The organism is Anatilimnocola floriformis, from assembly GCF_024256385.1.
Taxonomy (GTDB): Bacteria; Planctomycetota; Planctomycetia; order Pirellulales; family Pirellulaceae; genus Anatilimnocola; species Anatilimnocola floriformis.
Map to the genome: position 1 here is coordinate 5732907 of NZ_JAMLFW010000001.1, position 19214 is coordinate 5752120.

Here is a 19214-nt window from a genome sequence, read left to right on the forward strand (position 1 = left end):
CGCATTGCGGCAGACGCAAAATCACTGCGCCGCTACAATGGTGTACATCAGTACCTGCGGCGCGATCGGGCAAAAGGTTTCATGGAAGTTCGCGACAAACTAGCCATCCTGGCCGATGCGGCGAAGTATGACGCTTCGTGCGCGAGCAGCGGCGCGAAACAAACCCGCGCCGGCAGCAAGCTCGGCACGACCGAAGGTATGGGCATCTGCCACAGCTACACGCCCGACGGCCGGTGTGTGTCGCTGCTGAAAATTCTGCTCACGAACTTCTGCATCTACGACTGTCAGTACTGCGTCAACCGCGTCTCGAGCGATACACCGCGAGCCCGCTTCACGGTCGATGAAGTGGTGTCGCTAACGATTGAGTTCTACAAACGGAACTACATCGAAGGGCTGTTTCTCAGTTCTGGCATCATTCAAAACTCCGACTACACGATGGAGCAACTGATCGCCGTGGCGAAGACGCTCCGCACGCAACAAGCCTTCGGCGGTTACATCCATCTGAAAACGATCCCGAATGCCTCGCCACTGCTCCTCACCGAGGCAGGTCGTTGGGCCGATCGCCTGAGCGTGAATATCGAGTTGCCGACGGCGGGCGACTTGCTGCAACTCGCGCCGGAGAAGAAACGGGAGCAAATTACTGACGCCATGCAGGGGATCGCGGAAACGATCACCGAAACCAAATCCGAGGAGCAGGCCGGCTTGCATCCGCCGCGCTTCGCGCCCGCCGGTCAGAGCACGCAGATGATCGTCGGCGCGACCGATTCGCCCGACGCCGACATTTTGCAAACGGCGACCGAACTCTACGACAAGCATCAGCTCCGCCGCGTCTACTACTCGGCTTACAGTCCCATCCCGCACGCCGATGCACGCTTGCCCGGCAAGTCACCGCCGCTAGTGCGCGAGCATCGCCTCTACCAGGCCGATTGGCTGATGCGCTACTACGGCTTCGATACGCAAGAGTTAATCGTCAGCCCCGATCGCAATCTGTCGCTCGAACTCGATCCCAAGCTCGCCTGGGCTCTCGCCAATCGGCAGCAGTTCCCCATCGATGTGAACCGAGCGCCGCGCGAGCTACTCCTCCGCGTTCCCGGCTTCGGCGTGCGGAATGTCGAAAAGATGCTGAGCGTCCGTCGGCACCATCAGCTGCGGACGGAAGACTTACGAAAGCTGCGCGTCGCCTGGAATCGCGCCCGGGCTTTTGTCATCACCGCCGATCACAATCCCGCGCTCGCGGATCTCGACAAGCTCGATCTGGCGCGTCGCACGCAACCGCGACAGCGGCAACTCCTTCTCTTCGAAGCGGCAGAGTCAGCCCGCAGCGGAGAGGTCTGATGCGGTTCGTGCAAGCCGAGCGATTCGATGATTGGCGAGAGACTGCGCGCGAGCTCCTTTGCGCTGAAGTGCCGCCGGCCGAAGTTCATTGGTCGGCCGAAAGCGATTCGCTGCTCTTTGCCGATGAACTTGCTCCTGCCGCGCCGAAAACCATTCACGTGCCGCCGCAGTTTGTCGCGCTCGCGAAAGACGTGGCCTTTCATCGCGACTCTCGCCGCTGGGAAATTCTGTATCGACTCCTGTGGCGGCTCACGCACGGCGAGCGACAGCTGCTCGAGATATCGACCGATGACGACGTGCATGCCGCGACGCAGATGCAAAAAGCAGTCAAGCGAGATGAGCACAAGATGCACGCCTTCGTCCGCTTCCGCCGTGTGCTCGAGGGCGAGAACGAAAGTTACGTGGCCTGGCATCGGCCCGATCACCTGATCGTCCGCCTCGCTGCTCCTTTCTTCGCGCGCAGGTTCAGCGCGATGCAGTGGTCCATTCTCACGCCCGACGAGTCCGTGCATTGGGATGGTCACGAGCTCCGTTACTCGCCCGGCGTGCCGGCGACCATGGCGCCGCAACAGGACGCGCTCGATGAACTGTGGCGGACGTACTACGCTCACATCTTCAATCCGGCGCGCGTGAACGTCGCGCAGATGAAGAAGGAAATGCCTGTTCGCCATTGGGCGACGCTACCCGAGGCTCAGTTAATTCCCGAATTGATAGCGCAAGCCGAATCGCGCGTCCGTACGATGATCGATACGCGCGAGGGTTTCGCCACTTCCGCCCAGCAGTTCATTCCAGCTCAGTACGATCTGTCGTCGCTCGCAGCGGCTGCCCACAATTGCACCGCTTGCGACTTACACTGTCACGCGACGCAAACCGTCTTCGGCCGCGGACCAGCAACAGCGCGCATCGTGCTCGTCGGCGAACAGCCCGGCAATCAAGAAGATCAGCAAGGCCAGCCGTTTGTGGGTCCGGCCGGGCAGTTGCTCGAAGAGACGCTGACGCAGGCCGGTCTGCAGCGATCCGAGTTGTATTTGACCAACGTCGTCAAGCATTTCAAGTTCATCCTCCGCGGCAAACGGCGATTGCATCAAAAGCCTGGCAGTCGCGAAATCGCCGCCTGCCAGCCGTGGCTCGCTGCGGAGCTGAAAGTGCTGCAGCCTGAGTTGCTCGTGTGCCTGGGGAGCACGGCAGCGCAGGCTATCTTCGGCCGCGGTTTCCGTCTGACGTCGGATCGCGGCAAGTTGATCACCACGCAGTTTGCACCGCGTACATTGGCGACCTGGCATCCTGCGGCCATTCTGCGGATGACGAATGAAATCCGGCAGCAAGAGATGCGCGAACAACTCGTGCGGGATTTGACGATCAGCGCGGCAATGCTTGCCTGATCAGAAAATCTTGCCAACCGTCGTGCCGCTGGTCGATGAAGACCCTATGACGACGCGCCCCCCCTCAATCGCCTCGTCGCCGGAACGGAAGCTTGCGCCGAATTCTCCCAACTTCACCTTACCGCTCGGCTGGCGGATCGGGCTGAGCGCGCTGCTGCTCTTCCATCTGCTCGCGGTCTTTCTGCCGCCGTTTCAGTTTGCCTGCCGCGTTGGTAACGGCTCGTCGTCGCCGGTCGCCGATGGACTGGTGAGTTGGTTCCGCCCCTACATCGCGGCGATGTACCTCGACCACGGCTATTTTTTCTTCGCGCCCAATCCAGGGCCGACGCATCTTGTTGACTACAAAGTGGAATTTGCCGACGGCAGGCCGCCGGTGACGGGCCGCTTTCCGAATCTGGCCGAACACACGCCACGCTTGAAATATCACCGGCACTTCATGATCTCGGAAGCGCTGAACAACCAATACGAACCGCCGACTCCGCCGCCGGAACCTTCGCCGCCGGCGCTCAATGCCCAGCAAACGGACCGCGAACGCAAGATTCAGGTGCAGCGCAAAGAAGCCCATCAGATCGCGCTCACCGAGTGGACGCATCGCCGCAAACAATACGAAGCCATGAAGAGCTCGATCGAAGAGCACCTGCTGAAAACGTACGGCGGTTCGAAGGTGACGATCACCCGCGTCGAACATCGCTTGCTCAGCCCGTTCGATGTGAGCGACCTCGGCATGCGGCCGGGCGATGCTGAAACGTATGTCAACCTGCCGGAAACGCCGGTCACCACAGGTCCCCTGCCGCGCAATCTCGGCAATGAACCCGCTGCGGGAGCCAATCGATGAACGCCCTAGTTGCTGCGGTGCTGAACTGGTTTGTCGGCGTGTGGACGGCTTGGAACCGCTTTTGGTTTCAGCCAGCGTTGCCACACACGATGGCCGTGCTGCGGATCTTCGGCGGCGGCATGCTGCTGTACACGCAATTGATCTGGACCATCAACCAAGGGATGTTCCTTGGCCGCGATAGCTGGCTCAATGCCCAGACCGCGCTGCTGCTAAACACATCGTCCGACGGCCAGCGTTACGCCTGGAGCTATCTGTATTACGTTGATTCGCCCTGGCTGCTGTCGCTGCTCAATGTCGGCGCGCTGATCGCATTCGGCATGCTCGTCGCCGGTTGGCACACGCGAATCGTTTCGATCCTCTCGATGATCATCACCCTCGCGTACTGCCATCGTTTGACCGGTGCGCTCTACGGCCTGGATCAAATCAATGCGGTGATTGCCACCTACCTGGCTGTGGCCAACTGCGGCGGTGTGTACTCGGTCGATCACTGGCTGGCCAAACGTCGCGGCCTGGGCGAGATTTTTCCGACTGTCGATACCAACATCGCCACGCGATTGCTGCAACTGCACATGTGCGTGATTTACCTGTTCGGCGGCATCGGCAAAGCCCGCGGCGAACTCTGGTGGGACGGCAGCGCCTGCTGGTTTGCGCTGGCCTGCAAGGAATACCAAAACTTCGATCTCACCTGGCTGGTCCGCTACCCGTGGTTCCTCGCCACGTTGACGCACATCACCGTGTTTTGGGAAATGTTTTACTGCTTTTTCGTCTGGCCGAAGCTCACCCGCCCCATCTGCCTGGGCCTGGCCGCGGCCGTGCATCTCGGCATCGCACTGTTCCTCGGCATGCCGACCTTCGGCTTGATGATGCTGTTTGGCAACCTGGCGTTTGTCTATCCAGAAACCGTCGCTGCGGTCGTGGGTTTGAAATGGCTCCGCGGCGAGGTGAAAGAACCAGTTGTCGCGACGCTCGTGAATGACTCACCCGTGCGGAAAGCCAAGTCGGTGAGTGAGACGACGATCGAACCGCAAGAACGAATGCGGATCGTGGCGCGGTAGACTGTCCGCGTCCGGCTCTGCTGTTGCCGATCGGCAAGAAGAGTTCTAGCTGCTGCTCAAAAGTGGCAACGTTGCAGCTCATTGCCGGTAGCATGCGGAATATTCTCGCGGTCTAGGTCCGAAGCAGCAGCATGGATGTGAAATTTCGGCATTTCGAAATCGCGATTCTCGTCGCCAGTATTCTGTACGCGGTGAATATCTCGCCCGTTGTGTACCGCGGCATCAAGTCATGGGACCGTTACGCCACTCTGGGCTGGCCTGTTGAGGGCGATGAGTATGTTATTCGGGTAGACGATAGGACTGATGGCGAGCCCGACTACTCACACTCAAGATTTAGACTCGAAAAAACGCAAAGAGAAGCCTGGATCCTCAACGGTCAAATCGCACTCGCCATGCTGGCGGTGGCGATGTTGGCCATGCCGCGCCAGAAGGTGATCACGCTTTGCGTCATCGGCGCTGTTGTAGGGTTGATTCGCTGGCCACCGCTCATTCATCTATGGCTGCTCGGCGGAATATTCTGGCTATTGATTCCTGCTTATCGTCGGCACTTTCCGTCGCAGATCACAGCTGACGGCCAGTTTAATTTGCGCGATGGTCTTCTGCTGACCATTGCGATTGCCGCCGCTCTCGGTTGGTCGATTCGCGCATTCACGAATGCGCGTTCTGGCGTGCCATCTTTGGAATGGATCGATCGCACCACTGCCTCGGCTTGCGCGATCCTGCTGGCCTTCCGAAGTCGCCTTGCCTTTGCGGATCGACAGCGAATTGCAGGTGCCGTCCTGGCTATGGGGTGCGTCTTGTTCGTGCTGGCGAACACTTACATGCTGCCCGCGGAGTACTTCCATACTTGGTGGGGCCGTGCGCCTAGGCTGGGCCCTCGGTGGCCGACGCTATTGCACTATCTTACAGTCACTTCGCTGTTTCCCTTTGGCTTGATCTATGCCGTACAGCGGATGAATGAATTTTCCGAACATTGGCCTCCTAGTAGCCAACTTTCAGTCGCGAATCGATCAGAGTTGCAATTCTGGTCCGGCATTTTGCTGGCAACTGGCGGCTTGGTGGTCTGCGTTGCTTGTTCCTGGCTGGATCTGCCGCGGCCATTGATTGCACTATTGCAATTGCCGGTATATGTCACTTGGCTGCGCGCGGCATGGGGAACTCCTCGTGCCTAAATGCGGAATCGCTAGCGCTCTTCCGGCGTAACTTTCGCGGAGCGAAAGTCGACTATGGGTGCGGCGGCGCGGCGTCTTCGGTTGTCGCTTCTGTCTTCTTCGTTCCCGACTTGGCTCCCACTAGCCATTGGATGACGTAGAAGAAAATCGGCGTCAGGAAGATGCCGAACATCGTTACGCCGAGCATGCCGCTGAAAACGGCGACGCCGAGCGTGCGGCGCATTTCGGCGCCAGCGCCGTGACCAAGCATCAGCGGCACCACGCCGAGGATGAACGCGAACGAGGTCATCACGATCGGGCGGAGGCGAACTTTGCTTGCCTCGATCGTGGCGTCGAACAGCGACAGGCCGTCCTTTTCCATTCGCTCCTTCGCAAACTCGACGACGAGAATCGCGTTCTTACACGCGAGCCCAACGAGCACCACGAAGCCGATTTGCACGAAGATGTTCATATCCATCCGCGCGATGAAGATGCCAATGAGGGCGCACAGCACGCACATCGGCACCACAAGCAGGATGGTCCAAGGGAGCGTCCAGCTTTCGTACTGCGCCGCGAGAATCAGGTAGACGAGCACGACCGCGCCAATGAGAGCGGTAATTGGACTATTTCGCAGGTCTTGGATTTTGACGATGCGGGATGCCTGCCGTTGCAGGAAGGAGATTTCCGTCCACTCGGGCACCATCGAGTTCGGCAGTTCACGAGCACTGAGGGCTTCCATGTTTTTCAAAACGTCGCCGGTGCTGACCAGCGGCGAGTTCACACCGTTGACCACCGCGGCGGGATAAGTGTTGAAGCGGTTGATTAGCACCGGGCCCGTCGTGTCTTGAATGGTGGCCACGGAACCGATCGGCACGGCGTGCCCTTCGCGATTGAGGACCTTCAGCCGGCGGACGGTATCGGCGTCGACGCGGAACTCGGCCGAGGCTTGCACGTTTACCTGCCAGGTGCGGCCGAAGTTGTTGATATCGTTGACGTAGACGCTGCCCATGTAGATCTGCAGTGCGTCGAAGACTTGCTTCAACTCGACACCCATCGATTTGCATTTCACGCGATCGACGTCAATGTAGAGCTGCGGAGTGTTCGCGCGGAAGCTGTTGAAGACGACAAGCATGCCGGGCATTTTCCTCGCCTCATCAGCAAGTTTGTCAGCTTGCGCTTGTAACGCTTCGAGACCGATGTTGCCGCGATCTTCAACCATCAGTTTGAAACCGCTCGCATTGCCAAGGCCATCGACCGGCGGCGCGCCGAAAATCGAAATCCGCGCATCGGCGATCGTGCTCAAGCGTTTTCGCAACTCCGCAGCTACGGCATCGGCCCCTTCGGCATGGCCGTTACGATCGTGGAACGGCTTGAGGATGATAAATCCGCCGCCGTAGTTAGAGCTGATTGCATTCAAAATGAACGACTGGCCGCTGACGTCGAGAATGTGGCCCACCCCGGGCGTTTCGAGGACGATCTTCTCCACCTGCTTCATCACATCGTCGGTCCGTTCCAGCGCCGCCGCGTCGGCGAGCTGCACGTCGAGCAGCAGATAGCCCTTGTCTTGATTCGGAATGAACCCGGTCGGAATCTTCGTGAAGCCGATGCCGGTGAGCACCAGCAGGCCGCCGTAGACGAAGAGCACGATCACGGCGGTTCGAACCATCCCCTTCACCAGCACGCCGTAGCCGTTCGTGATCCAGTCGAAAACCTTATTAAAGCCGCCGAAGGCAACTTTGAGGCTCTTGTTTACCGGCTGGGCGAGCGCGAAACCGATGATCAAACCGGGGACGAGCAGCATCGCCCGCAACGACCAGAGTCGCAGCGAGCTAGTGGTTTCGCCAGCCTCGCCGTGGCCATGATCGCCGCCACCCATGCCGAAGAGACCACCGAAAAAAGTCTCGCCGATCCAAAGTGTGAGCAAACCGGCGAGGAACATAATGCCCCACCAAGGCAAGGCTTCGCGATGGTCGTGATGTTCGCCGGGAACGGGATCGCGGAAGACCGACGTCGCCCGCGCGGGAGTCATCGTCATCGCGTTGATGGCTGAAATCACCATCGACGCTGCGATCGTCAAAGCAAACTGCCGGAAAAACTGCCCCGTGATGCCGCCGAGAAAAGCGCTCGGCAGAAACACGCTGCTAAGAACGAGCGTGATCGCGATGATCGGCCCGGTGATTTCATCCATCGCCCGAATGGTAGCTTCGCGGACCTTGTAGCCCATGCCGATCCAGCGCTCGATATTTTCGAGCACCACGATCGCATCATCGACCACGATGCCGATGGCCAGCACCAAGCCGAAGAGCGTGAGATTGTTGAGCGAGAACCCCATCAGTGCGAGAACCGCCAGCGTACCAACCAGCGACACACCGACGTCGATCAGCGGCAGAACAAGGGCTTTCCAGTCCTGCAGGAAGAGGAGCACGACGATCGCGACGAGAATCACCGCGTCGCGCAGTGTTTTGAAAACTTCGGCTACCGATTCGCGAATGAAGGGAGTGGTGTCGTAGTCGATGCGGAATTTCAAACCTTCGGGAAAGCGCGGCTGGAGTTCTTTCATCCGTGCGCGAACGCGATCGGCGGTGTCGAGAGCATTGCTGCCGGGCAACTGCCACACAGCGAGGCTGGCGGCTGGCAGACTGTCGAGCCGGCAAGTCGTGTTCATGTTCTTCGCGCCGAGTTCAACGCGGCCGATGTCTTTCAGCCGCGTGATCTTGCCGCCGTCGCCGGTTTTGATCACGATTTCGGCAAACTGCTCGGGCTCGGTCAAACGGCCCAGCGTGGTCATGGTCAATTGAAAGTCGAGGCCAGCGGGGACGGGCGGTTGACCTACCTGGCCCGCGGCGACTTGCACGTTTTGTTCTTGCAGCGCTTTCACAACGTCGCCGCCGGTCAGCTCGCGACTCGCGAGCTGATCGGGATTTAGCCAGACCCGAATGCTATAGTCTTGCTGGCCGAGAATCGTGACGTCGCCAACTCCTTCGAGCCGCGCGAGTTCATCGCGGACCTGAATCGTGGCGTAGTTGCTGATGTAGAGCTGATTGAACGGCGGCGGTTCGGTGGGACTCTTCCCTTCAGCAAACAAAGCCACGGCGAGCAGAATGTTCGGCGACTTTTTCTTGGTCGTTACGCCCGTCTGCTGCACGATGTCGGGCAACTGCGGCAAGGCTTGCGCGACGCGGTTTTGTACGAGCACCTGGGCCATGTTCAGATCGGTGCCGAGTTCGAACGTCACGGTGAGCGTGTAGCTGCCATCGCTCGCCGATTGCGATGCCATGTAGAGTGCGCGTTCGACACCGACGACTTGTTGCTCGATGGGCGCGGCGACGCTGTTCTGCACATCGACCGCGCTTGCGCCGGGATAGACGCAGGTGACTTGCACGGTCGGCGGCGCAATATCGGGATACTGCGCGATCGGCAGGATGTAGTTGCAAATGATCCCAGCGAAGACGATGACGATCGAAAGCACCCAGGCGAAGATCGGGCGATCGATAAAGAAGCGAGCCAGCACGGAGTAAGTCCTTGTTGCGCGGCAGGTTTTGGCTACGAGTACGCAAATAATTGCTGCGAGCACGCAGGCAGATCAGCGAACAGGCGGCTGGGTCAGGGATTGGCGCTCGGGGGTGGCAACGGTTTGGCGGGCGTGTCCGGAACAATCGGAGGAGGTGTTCGGTCCGGCGCTGCTTGAATGGGAAGCTCCGGCGGGGGAGCGGGTTTCGCAGGCTCTGAATTCTCCATCGCGGTCGGCGGCTTGGGGAGAGCTGGCAGCGACGAGATGTCGACAGCTCCCTCTTCGGGAGTTACTGGCAAACCAGCCCGGACAAGCAAGCCGCCGCTAATCACCACGCGATCGCTCGCGCCGAGACCACTTTTTACGACACGCAGTTTGCCGTGCTTGGTGCCGAGGACGACGTTCCTTCGTTCGGCGATGTTTTTGTCGTTGATGACATAGACAAACTTGTCGCTTTGATCAGTGTTGATCGCTCGCTCGGGAATCAACACGGCCTGGTAGGCGTCTTCGGATGCAATGTGCAACCGGACGAACAGTCCCGGCGTGAGAGCTCGCTTTGGATTGGGGAAGGAAGCCCGCACGGTAATGGTTCCGGTGCTCGGATCGACGGTGTTCGAGGCAAAGTCGATCAAGCCTGCTTCGGAATACGTCGTGCCGTCGGCCAGCGTGATGGTGACGACGATCTTTCGTTCTCGCAAGTGCGTCGCTTCCATCTTGCCGTCGCCGGCGACGCGTCGCTCGGTGTATCGCAGGAAGGCGATTTCGTCGGGATTGAAATAGACATAAACCGGATCGACCGAAACGATCTTCGTGAGCACCGGCGATAGCGCGCCGGCTTGAACCATGTTGCCGCGGGTGATGTAGGTGCGATCGATGCGGCCGGAGATTTCGGCTTTGATTTGCGTAAACTCCAGGTTCAGCCGCATTGTCTCGGTATCGGCGAGAGCCGATTCGCGGGCTGCGAGAGCCTCGGCTTCGGAAGCCACCGATTGATCGAATTCTTCCTGAGCCACGGCCTTGGCTTTGAGCAGGCTCTCGTTACGAGCGCGAATCGTGCGAGCCAGGTTGTACTTGGCGTCGTAGAGCGTGACGCGGGCTTTCGCCTGGTCCCACTCGGCGCGGTAGGTGCGAGGATCGATTTGATAAAGAACCTTGCCGCGTTCCACAAAGTCGCCGTCGGCGAAGTAGACCTCATCGAGAATGCCGCCGACGCGGGCATGCACTTCGACGGTTTGCGTCGACTCAATCCGGCCGGTGTAATCGTCGATGTCGCGCACCTCGCGAACCGCCGGAACCGCAACGGTCACCTTCGGAGGTTGCGGAGTGGGAAGATTGCCCGCGGCAGAACCGCAGCCAGAAGCGGCCACCGCCGCAGCGCCCGCAAGTAGTAGAAAAGCGAGTCGCATGGTAAAACCTCTCGGTCTTCAAGCAGATTATCATCGAATGGTGATAGCATACCCTGATCGTTGAGCCACAGCCATTACCAAGGACGAGTATGCACTTGCTCATCGGCACCGACGAAGCGGGCTATGGGCCCAACCTGGGACCTCTCGTCGTCGCGGTGAGCGCCTGGCAAACGCCGAAATCTGTCGCGCCAGAAAAACTCTACGAACATCTGGCCACAGTGATCGCAGAGGAAGAATGCGATGATGACGATTTGCGTCTGGCCATCGCCGATTCGAAGGCACTTTATTCGCCCGGCAGCGGACTAGCCGCGATCGAGCGCGGTGTGCTGACGTGTCTCGCTTTGCTGGGTCAGCAACCCACTTCCACCGTGGGGTTGTGGACTGCACTCGCTGCCCATTGCCAGACAGACCGAACCGCACTGGCCTGGCATGCAGAGGAAGAAGAAGCGGTGCCGCTCGATGCGTGCAGCGTACAAATCGGCAAATGTCTGCAGCATTGCAGCGCAGGAATGAAGCAGGCCGGCGTGGAACTAAAATCGCTGCGCGCCGCAGCAGTGTTTCCTGAAATGTTCAACGCTGAAGTTGATCGGCATGAAAACAAGGCGACGGTCCTGTCACTAGTCACGCTCGAACTCCTGAAAGACGTGCTCGACGAGCACGCCGAGTTGCCGGCCACGGTCACTTGCGACAAGCACGGCGGCCGCGATCGCTATGCTCATCTCATTCAGCATGTCTTTGGCGATGAGCCCGTGCGTACGGTCCGCGAATCGAAAGCCGAGAGCGTTTATCGGCTGAATTACGCTGGCCGCCCGTTGGAATTGCGGTTTCTCGCCAAGGGAGAACGGATGCTCGCCGCGGCCCTGGCGTCGATGACGGCAAAGTATCTCCGCGAGGTTTCGCTGCGACCGTTCAACCGCTTCTGGCAGTCGCATGTACCCGGTCTGAAAGCGACGGCGGGCTATCCGAACGATGCGAAGCGTTTCAAATCGCAAATCCTCGCCGTGCAACAAAAGCTCGGCATCGACGATCGCGTGCTGTGGCGGAATCGCTAGTCGTCGATCGCTCCCGCGATCGATGAATCGATTCGGGAGCGTTATCGAAGATCGTCAACAAGCAATCCGCGTCCATGCATCGAGCGCTGAGCGGTTGACGACTACAGCTTGCCTTCTACGGCCAATTGGTGGAAGTAATGCTGCACCTTGTCTTGATTGTCGAGCAGCCAATCAATCGATGGTTCGTTCCGCATCGCCTTGCCGATCGCTTTGGCTGTGGCTTCGCGATTGGTTTTGAAGAGCAACTCAAAGTCGACCTTTTCTTCGTCGACGATCGACGGATCGAGCCAAACCGAAACGATAATTCCCAGATCGTTGGCTTTCTTCTTGGGAATGTCGCCGGCCCGCACTGCATCGAGCACACCGTGAGCGATCGCGGATTGCACGGTGCCCATCAGGATGTTGGTGTACTTTGAACTCTTGACGGTCACCTTGCTAACCATCAGTGTCGTCGGCCTGATCTGCACGTCGCTATTGAGAATCGCAAAGACCTTGGTGTGCCCCTTCACCTGATCGCCGATCAGATTGGCGATGGCATAACCGACCGGGCCATCAAGCTCGCCAATCACCACTTCCGGTTCTGCCGCCGAGTAAGCCGGTTCGCCTTCGACGAGGGCTTCGCCGGTGCGGAGGATGATGCGGTCGTCACTTTTCTTTTTCGAATCTTTTTTACTTGGCTTTTTCTTGGCCACGGTGCGGTTTCCTTGCATTGAGAATCGTTGACCCGGTTGTCAGGGTCATTCATGATAAAGTATCGAAGGCAGGTAACGGAGATCTGGCGCATTCGCGATGAGTAAGTCTTCACAATTCGATGCGTACCACGAATTACTCGGGATTCCGCCCGCGGAACAGCCTCCGAATTTGTATCGGCTGGTCGGCATTAGCCTGTTCGAGAACGTCCACTCGGTCATCGAGCGCGCTGCCGATCGGCAGATGTCCCACCTTCGCAGCTTTCAGGTCGGCAAGCATGCAGTCGATAGCCAAAAGCTCCTGAACGAACTTGCTCGCGCGCGACATATCCTGCTGGATGATGCCGAACGGGCTGCCTACGACGCCAAACTTCGCAAACAACTCGAGCCCAAGGCCGCACCGAAGCCAGCGCCTGCCGCCGCGCCGAAACCGGCGGCAGCCAAGCCAACACCTGTTGCCCGGCCGCAGCAACCTGCCCCTGTGCAGCCTAGGCCGCAGGTGCAACAACCACTGCCACAGCAACCACCTGCGCCGCAGTACCCCGTTTATCCGGAACTCTCCGCGCCGGCGTCTGCGTTTCACTCACACACGCTGGGGCCCGCGCACGGCGGCAACGACTCCATCATGAGTCCGGCCCTGGTTGCCGCGATTGTGGCGGGAGTTGTCGTATCGCTGGGCATCATTGTGTTGTTCGTGAGCCAGATGGGCGGTAGTACGCCGCCAGTCCCAGTGGCAATCGCGCCGGATGTACCCGCACCACCAAATCTCCAGCCAACGATTCCGCAGCCTCCGCTGCATCAAGTGCCCGGACCGCCCCATCCAACAATCCCACCGGCAGCAGTTCCGCGAGAGATGACACCGGACCCTTTTGTGGTTCCTCCGGCCTCCGAACCGCCGCCGACGCCGACAACGCCAGAATCGGAACCGACGGAACCCGTGTCAGAGCCCGTGTTGGAATCGAAACGCGAGCCGCTGGAGTCTCATACGTGGATCGAATTGATTCCGCTGGTCGAATTCGATCACGATCTGGCCAGCGGAGAATGGACTCGCAACGGCAACCAACTGAGCGTGACCGGCATCCGCAATTCACGGCTGCGGTTTCCGGTGATTCTCACCAACTGCAGCTACGATTTTGAAACCGAGTTCAAACTAGGTGTGGATCATGACGACATCCACCTGATCATTCCCGTTGGCGACCAAAACGTCCTCGTCAGCACCGATTCATATGGAAATCGCAAGTACAGCTATCTCGATCGAGTGGCCGGCAAAGAGGCGTGGGAAAATCCCGCAGCCGTCGTCGCCAACTTGCTCCAACCCAATACACTGCATCGCATCAAGATGAGCGTGCGGTTGACCGGCGATCATGCGCAGGTGGCCTACACACTCGATGGCAAGCAGCGGTATATGTACGAAGGGCCCACGAGCGATCTCCAGGTTGCTCCCGCGTGGAGCATCGGGACCAAAGCCCAGCCGGCGCTCGCCATTTACGACACTCCTGCCACGTTCACGACGTGCCGCGTCAAGCTTCTCGAGGGCGAGGGCTTTTATGGCCGAGCCGCGCCGCTGCTGCAACCCATCCCCGAGCGCTATGCCGAGATGAGAGCGACCTCACTCACCTCGCTTACTCCCGCGATCAAGACTCACTTCGAAGACAAATTCGGCATCAACGCGGGGACCAACCCGATCATCAACGGTCAGCCGTGCACTGACTTCGTCTATGCTCACGCGCCTTCGCGTTTGACCTACGCCATTCCTCCCGGCACGAAAGCGTTCACCGCGATGGCCTATTGCGCCCGCAGCGGCAGTGTGAAATTCATCGTCAGCGCCGACGGCCAGGAGCTGTACTCCGTCGAGCGCCGCGCCATCGCTCCGGTCGCTGTCAACATTCCTGAGGGGGCCAAAACGCTGACGCTCGAGTGCGACCCGCTCGATCGCTCGTGGGACGACGACAGCTGCTGGTGCTTTCCGGCGTTTCGGGAATGATCGCGCGCCGGCAAATTACCGGCGGCCCTTCCGCTTCGACTTCTTCGGCTTCCCAAAGCTCTCGGCCCGGTGCGAGCTGCCGCCGCGCGACATGTCGCCGGAGCTACTGCCCGAGTTGCCACCCGACGACCGACCGCCGAATGATTTACCGCCGCTCTTGCCGCGCGGGGGACGGCGGTCCTTAATCATGTCGGCATCTTTGGACCGGCGCCTTCCACCGAGTGATTTGCCGCCGGCGCGTTCGACGGTTTCCATTCGTTTGACGACGCGGAAGTCGAGTTCGCGCTTGTCGATGTCGACACGGGCTACTTCGACTTCGATTCGATCACCCAGCCGGAAGCGATTACCCTGGCGATAGCCCACCAGACTATGGCTGGCCGAGTCATAGCGGTAGTAATCGTCGCCGAGGGCGTCGGTGCGGATCAAGCCTTCGGCTGGCATGTCGATGCCCTGCGCGAACATGCCCCACTCTTCGACGCCGGTGATAACAGCCGACATCCGCAGGCCAACCTTCTTGGCGAGGTAGGTTAGGAGTTTGACCTTCGTCAGTTCGCGTTCGGCCTTCTCGGCTCGTTGCTCGCGATCGCTGCAATGTTCGCCCAGCAACATCTGCCGTTCGAAATCAGCCGCCGGTTTTTTGCCGAGGCAAATCGCTTCGATCATCCGATGAATCGTGAGATCGGGATATCGCCGAATCGGCGATGTGAAATGGCAGTAGTGTTCGCTGTTGAGCGCGTAATGCCCTTCTTCCACCGGGCTGTAAACCGCCTTCTGCATGCTGCGGAGCACTGCGTAGTTCACCGCATGCTCTTCGGCTTTACCTTCAACTTCCTTGATGATTCGCTTCACTTCGAAGCGGCTGTGCAAATCCTCGCACTCGATGCCGAGCTCCTTGATGAAGCCGTTCAGCGCGTCCATCTTCCGCAAGTCGGGCTGCTCGTGAATTCGTCGCAGGAATGGCACTTCGCGCTCGGTGAGGAGTCGCGCGGTCGCCTCATTCGCGGCGAGCATAAATTCTTCAATGATCTGATGGCTGACCGTGTTGATCACGCGATGCGCGCCAACCACTTCGCCACGGCGATCGAGATCGATCTTCACTTCCGGCAGCGTCAGTTCGATCGCGCCTTTGTCCAACCGCCGACGGCGGAGGATCATGGCCAGCTCGTGCATCATGCCGAGCAGATCGAAAACCCGCGGCTCGAGCTTGGCTCGCCACGGTTCGGCGTTGGCTAGATACTCGTCGACCTCTTCGTAAGTGAAGCGGCGGCAGCTCTTGATCGCACTGCGATAGAACTCGCTGTGAACCGGCACTCCCTCGGCCGAGAACTCGATGAACGCGGTTTGCGTGTAGCGAACTTTGTTCGGCTGGAGGCTGGCCAGGTTGTTGCTGATGATCTCGGGCAGCATCGGAATGACACGATCCGGCAGATACACGCTCGTGCCGCGCTCGCGGGCTTCGCGATCGAGGGGTGAGCGGAACTGCACGAAGTGCGACACATCGGCAATATGCACGCCGAGTCGCCAATGGCCATTTTCGAGCCGTGTGAGCGAAATCGCGTCGTCGAAGTCGCGGGCGTCGACCGGATCGATCGTGACGACCGTCGTTTCGGTCAGATCGAGACGATCGCCGATGGCTTCGTCGAATCGCTCAGCTTCTTCGCGGGCAGCGATGACGACTTCATCGGGAAAATCTTCCGGCAGGTCGAACTCACGCAGGATCGACAGCGTGTCGACGCCCGGCTCACCCTTCTTACCGAGGACCTCGGTGATGACCGCTTCGCCGTCGCCGTAGTGCGTGGGGAACTGCACCATTTCGATCACAACTTTATCGCCCGGAGCGGCGCCCTTCGCGCCGGGATCGCCGACCGGTACCGGCTGGGCAAAGAGCTTACCGTCGACATCAACGAAGGCGGCCCCTTCGACTTCTTTGTACAAGCCGACGAACTGATGCGTGCTCCGTTCGACGATCTTGGTGATTTCGCCGCTGATCTTCGGCTGGCCCTTTTCGTCGCGGTTGCTGCGATCGCGCATCACGCGAACCGTCACGACGTCGCCGCTGGCAGCATCGAGCGTGTTCTTGAGCGGGATGAAAATATCGAAGTTGCGTTCGGCACTGCGAGGTGTTCCCAGCGGCCGAACGAAGCCAAAGCCTTTGGCCGCGCGGCGGAACTTGCCGGTGACGAGGCCGCGGTCGACTGGTCTGTCGGCGGACTTCTTCTCCGACTGTGGCCGCGTCTTTTCACGGGGTTCTAGTTTTTGAATTGGCGTCGCAGCCACCGCAGTCGGTTGCTTGCTCGCCGGCTTCACCGGCGGTCGCACAATATGGCCGCTGCCGAACGACAGCTTGCCTTGCTTCACGAGCCGGCGGATGCAGATCTTCAGGGCCTGGTGCTGTTCGCTCGGCAGCTTCAACTGCTTGGCGATCACCCGCGGCTTCACGGGTTGATATTGCTCGCGCAAGACGTGGGCAAGCACGAGCGGCTCGAGCTTGCGAGCGGCGGGAGAGGCTTTCTCTCGCGGCGCGGCTTGTTCAGCGGCTGCTTCGTCGCCTTCTTCATCGGTCGCATCTTCGGCGACATCTTCAACTTGCTGCTCGAGCAATTCAGGCTCAGTCGCCTGGGGTTCGGGGGCAGCTTCCTCCGCTTGATGGCCCGCATTCGCGTCGGCCGAGGTGGGGAGGGATTCTTCGTTCTCTTCTGGATTCATCATTCCTATAGTCTACAAAACCATCCTGCCAGCTGTGAAAAAACTTGGGCCTTCGCGGGCAGGATACTGACGCGAGGCGGAAACGCCGAAACAATCTCGTTCGGCGAGGCAGGCCAGCGAAACATCATCGCGGTGCAGTTTTCGGGCGATTCGTGCTAGGGAGAATCGAGCCGGAAAACCGGGCCTGAAAGCGAGAAAGTACCTGCGTCTTCGCAGTGTAGTCTCGCGGCGGTTGGCTGCGGCCAGCGTGGCCGATGCAACCTGTGATTGAGTACAGAGACAGCGAGCCCACATCAAAGGTTCGGGCTCGGGACAATCTTTTCTTGCGATCACTGCTGTAAGTATAGCACGCCGGTGATAGCTGAATAGGAGGAAAACTCGCTGTCAGCGGCTGCTTTTGGCTGTTCGGCAACCGCCGTGGCCGAATTTCGCGCGCTCCGCGATCGATTGCCGCACAACTGAAGGCAAAATCGCGAGATTTGCAACATTTCCCGCGTGGCACGAGCATTGCAATCCAATCGTTCCGACAAAGACAAACAAAGCGAGGCGGCGAAATCAGTCGCCCCTCGCTGTTGGAAGCCAAACGAGGAGCCCTGCACGGGAAACAAGTCATGCCGAACGCTCAAACATTGCAAGGAAACTGGAACGAAATCAAAGGTAAGCTCCGCACCAAATGGGGCCAGCTGACGAACGACGATCTCGGCGCGTTCAACGGCAACGTCGATCAGTTGGTCGGCATGATCCAGCGGAAGACCGGCGAAGCACGCCAAGCCATCGAGCAATTCCTCGATTCGTTTAATAAGGGTGGCTCGTCGATCGCCGGCCAAGCCGCAGAATATGCCAGCCAAGCCACGAACCGTATCGCTGAGTACGCTCAAGGCGCCGGCGAATACGCGACCGACTTTGCCAGCCATGCCGGCGAACGGGTTCAACAAGGGTTCCAGCAGGGAACCGAACAGGCGAACGAAATGGTTCGCCAAGGATACAAGCAAGCCACACGCGTAGTGAGGCACAACCCAGCCGAATCCGTAGCAGTCTGCTTCGGAGCCGGTGTTCTGGTTGGTCTCATGTTTGGAATGATGCTCAGCAACCGGTAGAACCAGTCCGGAACTGACAGTCATTCAGGTATTGAAGACGCGTGAGGCAAGCAGCCACGCTCGGTAAAAGAGCAGATTGAACCGACTACTCGATCGAGAATTGAGTAGCCGACTCAGTCTCCCAATTACTGGGCGTGGCATTTTTTATGCGCACATCTCAGCGCAACAGGCGAGGAACCTATGACTACGCAAGCGGCGGCACTACCCTCCTATGCTCCGATGCTGAAGGCGTTTCATCGCGAGTTCGCCCGCGAACTCCGTTCGATGATCACGAAGCTGCCGATTCACGCCGGGGCGCAGGTCTTGGAAATCGCAACTGGCGACGGCAAGTTTGCGATCTGGCTCGATGAGATGGTGGGCCGGGCTGGCTCGGTGACGGCCGTCGATATCTCTTCCGCTTGGCTGAGCGAAGCCTCACGCAATGTGGACCGCTCTAATGCAAGCGACATTGACTTGGAACGCGCCGATGCGACCAAGCTGCCGTACAAAGATGAGACCTTCGATTTCGTGTGGTGCGCGCAGAGTTTGTACAGCCTGCCGCGAATCAACGCCTGCCTCGCAGAGATGCAGCGAGTTCTGCGGCCCGGCGGAAGAATTGCCTTGCTCGAAAACGACTCGCTGCATCACATTCTCTTGCCGTGGCCCGTCGATTTGGAACTTCACATCCTGGCCGCCGAGCTAAAGCACTTTCAGGCCACCGCCAGTCGACCTGCCAAGTTCTATGCGGGACGCTGGCTATCGCGTTTGCTCCGCCAGGCGAAGTTCGTTCGGCCGCAAGAGCGGAGCTTTGCTTTCACCCGACAGCAACCACTGAGCGCCCACGGCGAAGAGTATTTTCAATCGTTTCTGCACAGCCTGCGCGAACGCGTCGAAGCTTGCCTGAAGCCGAAAGCGCTGCGCCGACTCGATCGTTTGATCGATCCCGACAGCCGTCACTGCATGTGGAAACAGCCTGACTTTGTGGCCGTCTGCATCGAACGCGTGGTGTGGGCCGAGAAGCGGTAGTTCTGG

Annotated in this window: 13 protein-coding genes; 9 read left to right on the top strand and 4 right to left on the bottom strand. The window is 59.4% G+C overall.

The features are described from left to right. Positions 1-81 precede the first annotated feature (81 nt). The 5 genes from M9Q49_RS22820 to M9Q49_RS22840 all read left to right on the top strand — a co-directional run bounded on the left by M9Q49_RS22820 (position 82) and on the right by M9Q49_RS22840 (position 5779). Positions 82-1335, top strand: a complete 1254-nt coding sequence (locus M9Q49_RS22820) for a putative DNA modification/repair radical SAM protein (RefSeq protein WP_254511194.1) — start codon at positions 82-84, stop codon at positions 1333-1335. Beyond that, entirely contained in the window at positions 1335-2717 is a 1383-nt protein-coding gene (locus tag M9Q49_RS22825; RefSeq protein WP_254511196.1) for a UdgX family uracil-DNA binding protein, read from the top strand. Before M9Q49_RS22820 ends, M9Q49_RS22825 begins: the two co-directional genes overlap by 1 nt. Further along, on the top strand, positions 2710-3552 hold the full coding sequence (locus M9Q49_RS22830) for a hypothetical protein (RefSeq protein WP_254511198.1): 843 nt from the start codon (positions 2710-2712) through the stop codon (positions 3550-3552). Before M9Q49_RS22825 ends, M9Q49_RS22830 begins: the two co-directional genes overlap by 8 nt. Further along, entirely contained in the window at positions 3549-4607 is a 1059-nt protein-coding gene (locus M9Q49_RS22835) for an HTTM domain-containing protein (RefSeq protein ID WP_254511200.1), read from the top strand. Before M9Q49_RS22830 ends, M9Q49_RS22835 begins: the two co-directional genes overlap by 4 nt. Positions 4608-4738: 131 nt before the next feature. Further along, positions 4739-5779 (top strand): hypothetical protein, encoded by a 1041-nt coding sequence (locus M9Q49_RS22840; protein ID WP_254511202.1) that lies wholly within the window; start codon positions 4739-4741, stop codon positions 5777-5779. 52 nt (positions 5780-5831) lie between these two features. Here the strand turns inward: M9Q49_RS22840 and M9Q49_RS22845 are convergent, their stop codons facing one another. Together M9Q49_RS22845 and M9Q49_RS22850 are read right to left on the bottom strand one after the other, a co-directional pair. Beyond that, entirely contained in the window at positions 5832-9269 is a 3438-nt protein-coding gene (locus M9Q49_RS22845) for an efflux RND transporter permease subunit (protein WP_254511204.1), read from the bottom strand. A gap of 92 nt (positions 9270-9361) precedes the next feature. Beyond that, complete coding sequence (locus tag M9Q49_RS22850; RefSeq protein WP_254511208.1) at positions 9362-10675, bottom strand: efflux RND transporter periplasmic adaptor subunit; 1314 nt, start codon at positions 10673-10675, stop codon at positions 9362-9364. Positions 10676-10764: 89 nt separating this feature from the next. Here M9Q49_RS22850 and M9Q49_RS22855 point away from each other — a divergent pair, with 89 nt between their 5' ends. Next, positions 10765-11727: a hypothetical protein gene (locus M9Q49_RS22855; protein WP_254511210.1), complete on the top strand. Its 963-nt coding sequence runs from the start codon at positions 10765-10767 to the stop codon at positions 11725-11727. Between the two features lie 101 nt (positions 11728-11828). Here the strand turns inward: M9Q49_RS22855 and fae are convergent, their stop codons facing one another. Next, entirely contained in the window at positions 11829-12419 is a 591-nt protein-coding gene (gene fae / locus M9Q49_RS22860) for a formaldehyde-activating enzyme (RefSeq protein WP_254511211.1), read from the bottom strand. A 97-nt stretch (positions 12420-12516) separates the two neighbouring features. Between fae and M9Q49_RS22865 the strand changes: the two genes are divergently transcribed. Further along, the gene (locus tag M9Q49_RS22865) at positions 12517-14400 is read left to right on the top strand and encodes an NPCBM/NEW2 domain-containing protein (RefSeq protein WP_254511212.1); all 1884 of its coding nucleotides are present in this window, start codon (positions 12517-12519) and stop codon (positions 14398-14400) included. A gap of 15 nt (positions 14401-14415) precedes the next feature. Here the strand turns inward: M9Q49_RS22865 and rnr are convergent, their stop codons facing one another. Next, positions 14416-17106, bottom strand: a complete 2691-nt coding sequence (gene rnr, locus M9Q49_RS22870) for a ribonuclease R (protein WP_254511213.1) — start codon at positions 17104-17106, stop codon at positions 14416-14418. 611 nt (positions 17107-17717) lie between these two features. Here rnr and M9Q49_RS22875 point away from each other — a divergent pair. Together M9Q49_RS22875 and M9Q49_RS22880 are read left to right on the top strand one after the other, a co-directional pair. Then, entirely contained in the window at positions 17718-18203 is a 486-nt protein-coding gene (locus M9Q49_RS22875) for a CsbD family protein (protein WP_254511215.1), read from the top strand. A gap of 180 nt (positions 18204-18383) precedes the next feature. Then, the gene (locus tag M9Q49_RS22880) at positions 18384-19208 is read left to right on the top strand and encodes a class I SAM-dependent methyltransferase (RefSeq protein WP_254511217.1); all 825 of its coding nucleotides are present in this window, start codon (positions 18384-18386) and stop codon (positions 19206-19208) included. The last annotated feature ends 6 nt before the right edge of the window (positions 19209-19214 follow it).

What these genes read in the sequence shown, in the direction of transcription:
- M9Q49_RS22865 (WP_254511212.1), top strand. Translation starts at nt 12,517, where the DNA reads ATGAGTAAGTCTTCACAATTCGATGCGTACCACGAATTACTCGGGATT.
- M9Q49_RS22840 (WP_254511202.1), top strand. Translation starts at nt 4,739, where the DNA reads ATGGATGTGAAATTTCGGCATTTCGAAATCGCGATTCTCGTCGCCAGT.
- M9Q49_RS22850 (WP_254511208.1), bottom strand. Translation starts at nt 10,675, where the DNA reads ATGCGACTCGCTTTTCTACTACTTGCGGGCGCTGCGGCGGTGGCCGCT.
- rnr (WP_254511213.1), bottom strand. Translation starts at nt 17,106, where the DNA reads ATGAATCCAGAAGAGAACGAAGAATCCCTCCCCACCTCGGCCGACGCG.
- M9Q49_RS22825 (WP_254511196.1), top strand. Translation starts at nt 1,335, where the DNA reads ATGCGGTTCGTGCAAGCCGAGCGATTCGATGATTGGCGAGAGACTGCG.
- M9Q49_RS22820 (WP_254511194.1), top strand. Translation starts at nt 82, where the DNA reads ATGGAAGTTCGCGACAAACTAGCCATCCTGGCCGATGCGGCGAAGTAT.
- M9Q49_RS22835 (WP_254511200.1), top strand. Translation starts at nt 3,549, where the DNA reads ATGAACGCCCTAGTTGCTGCGGTGCTGAACTGGTTTGTCGGCGTGTGG.
- M9Q49_RS22855 (WP_254511210.1), top strand. Translation starts at nt 10,765, where the DNA reads ATGCACTTGCTCATCGGCACCGACGAAGCGGGCTATGGGCCCAACCTG.
- M9Q49_RS22880 (WP_254511217.1), top strand. Translation starts at nt 18,384, where the DNA reads ATGACTACGCAAGCGGCGGCACTACCCTCCTATGCTCCGATGCTGAAG.
- M9Q49_RS22875 (WP_254511215.1), top strand. Translation starts at nt 17,718, where the DNA reads ATGCCGAACGCTCAAACATTGCAAGGAAACTGGAACGAAATCAAAGGT.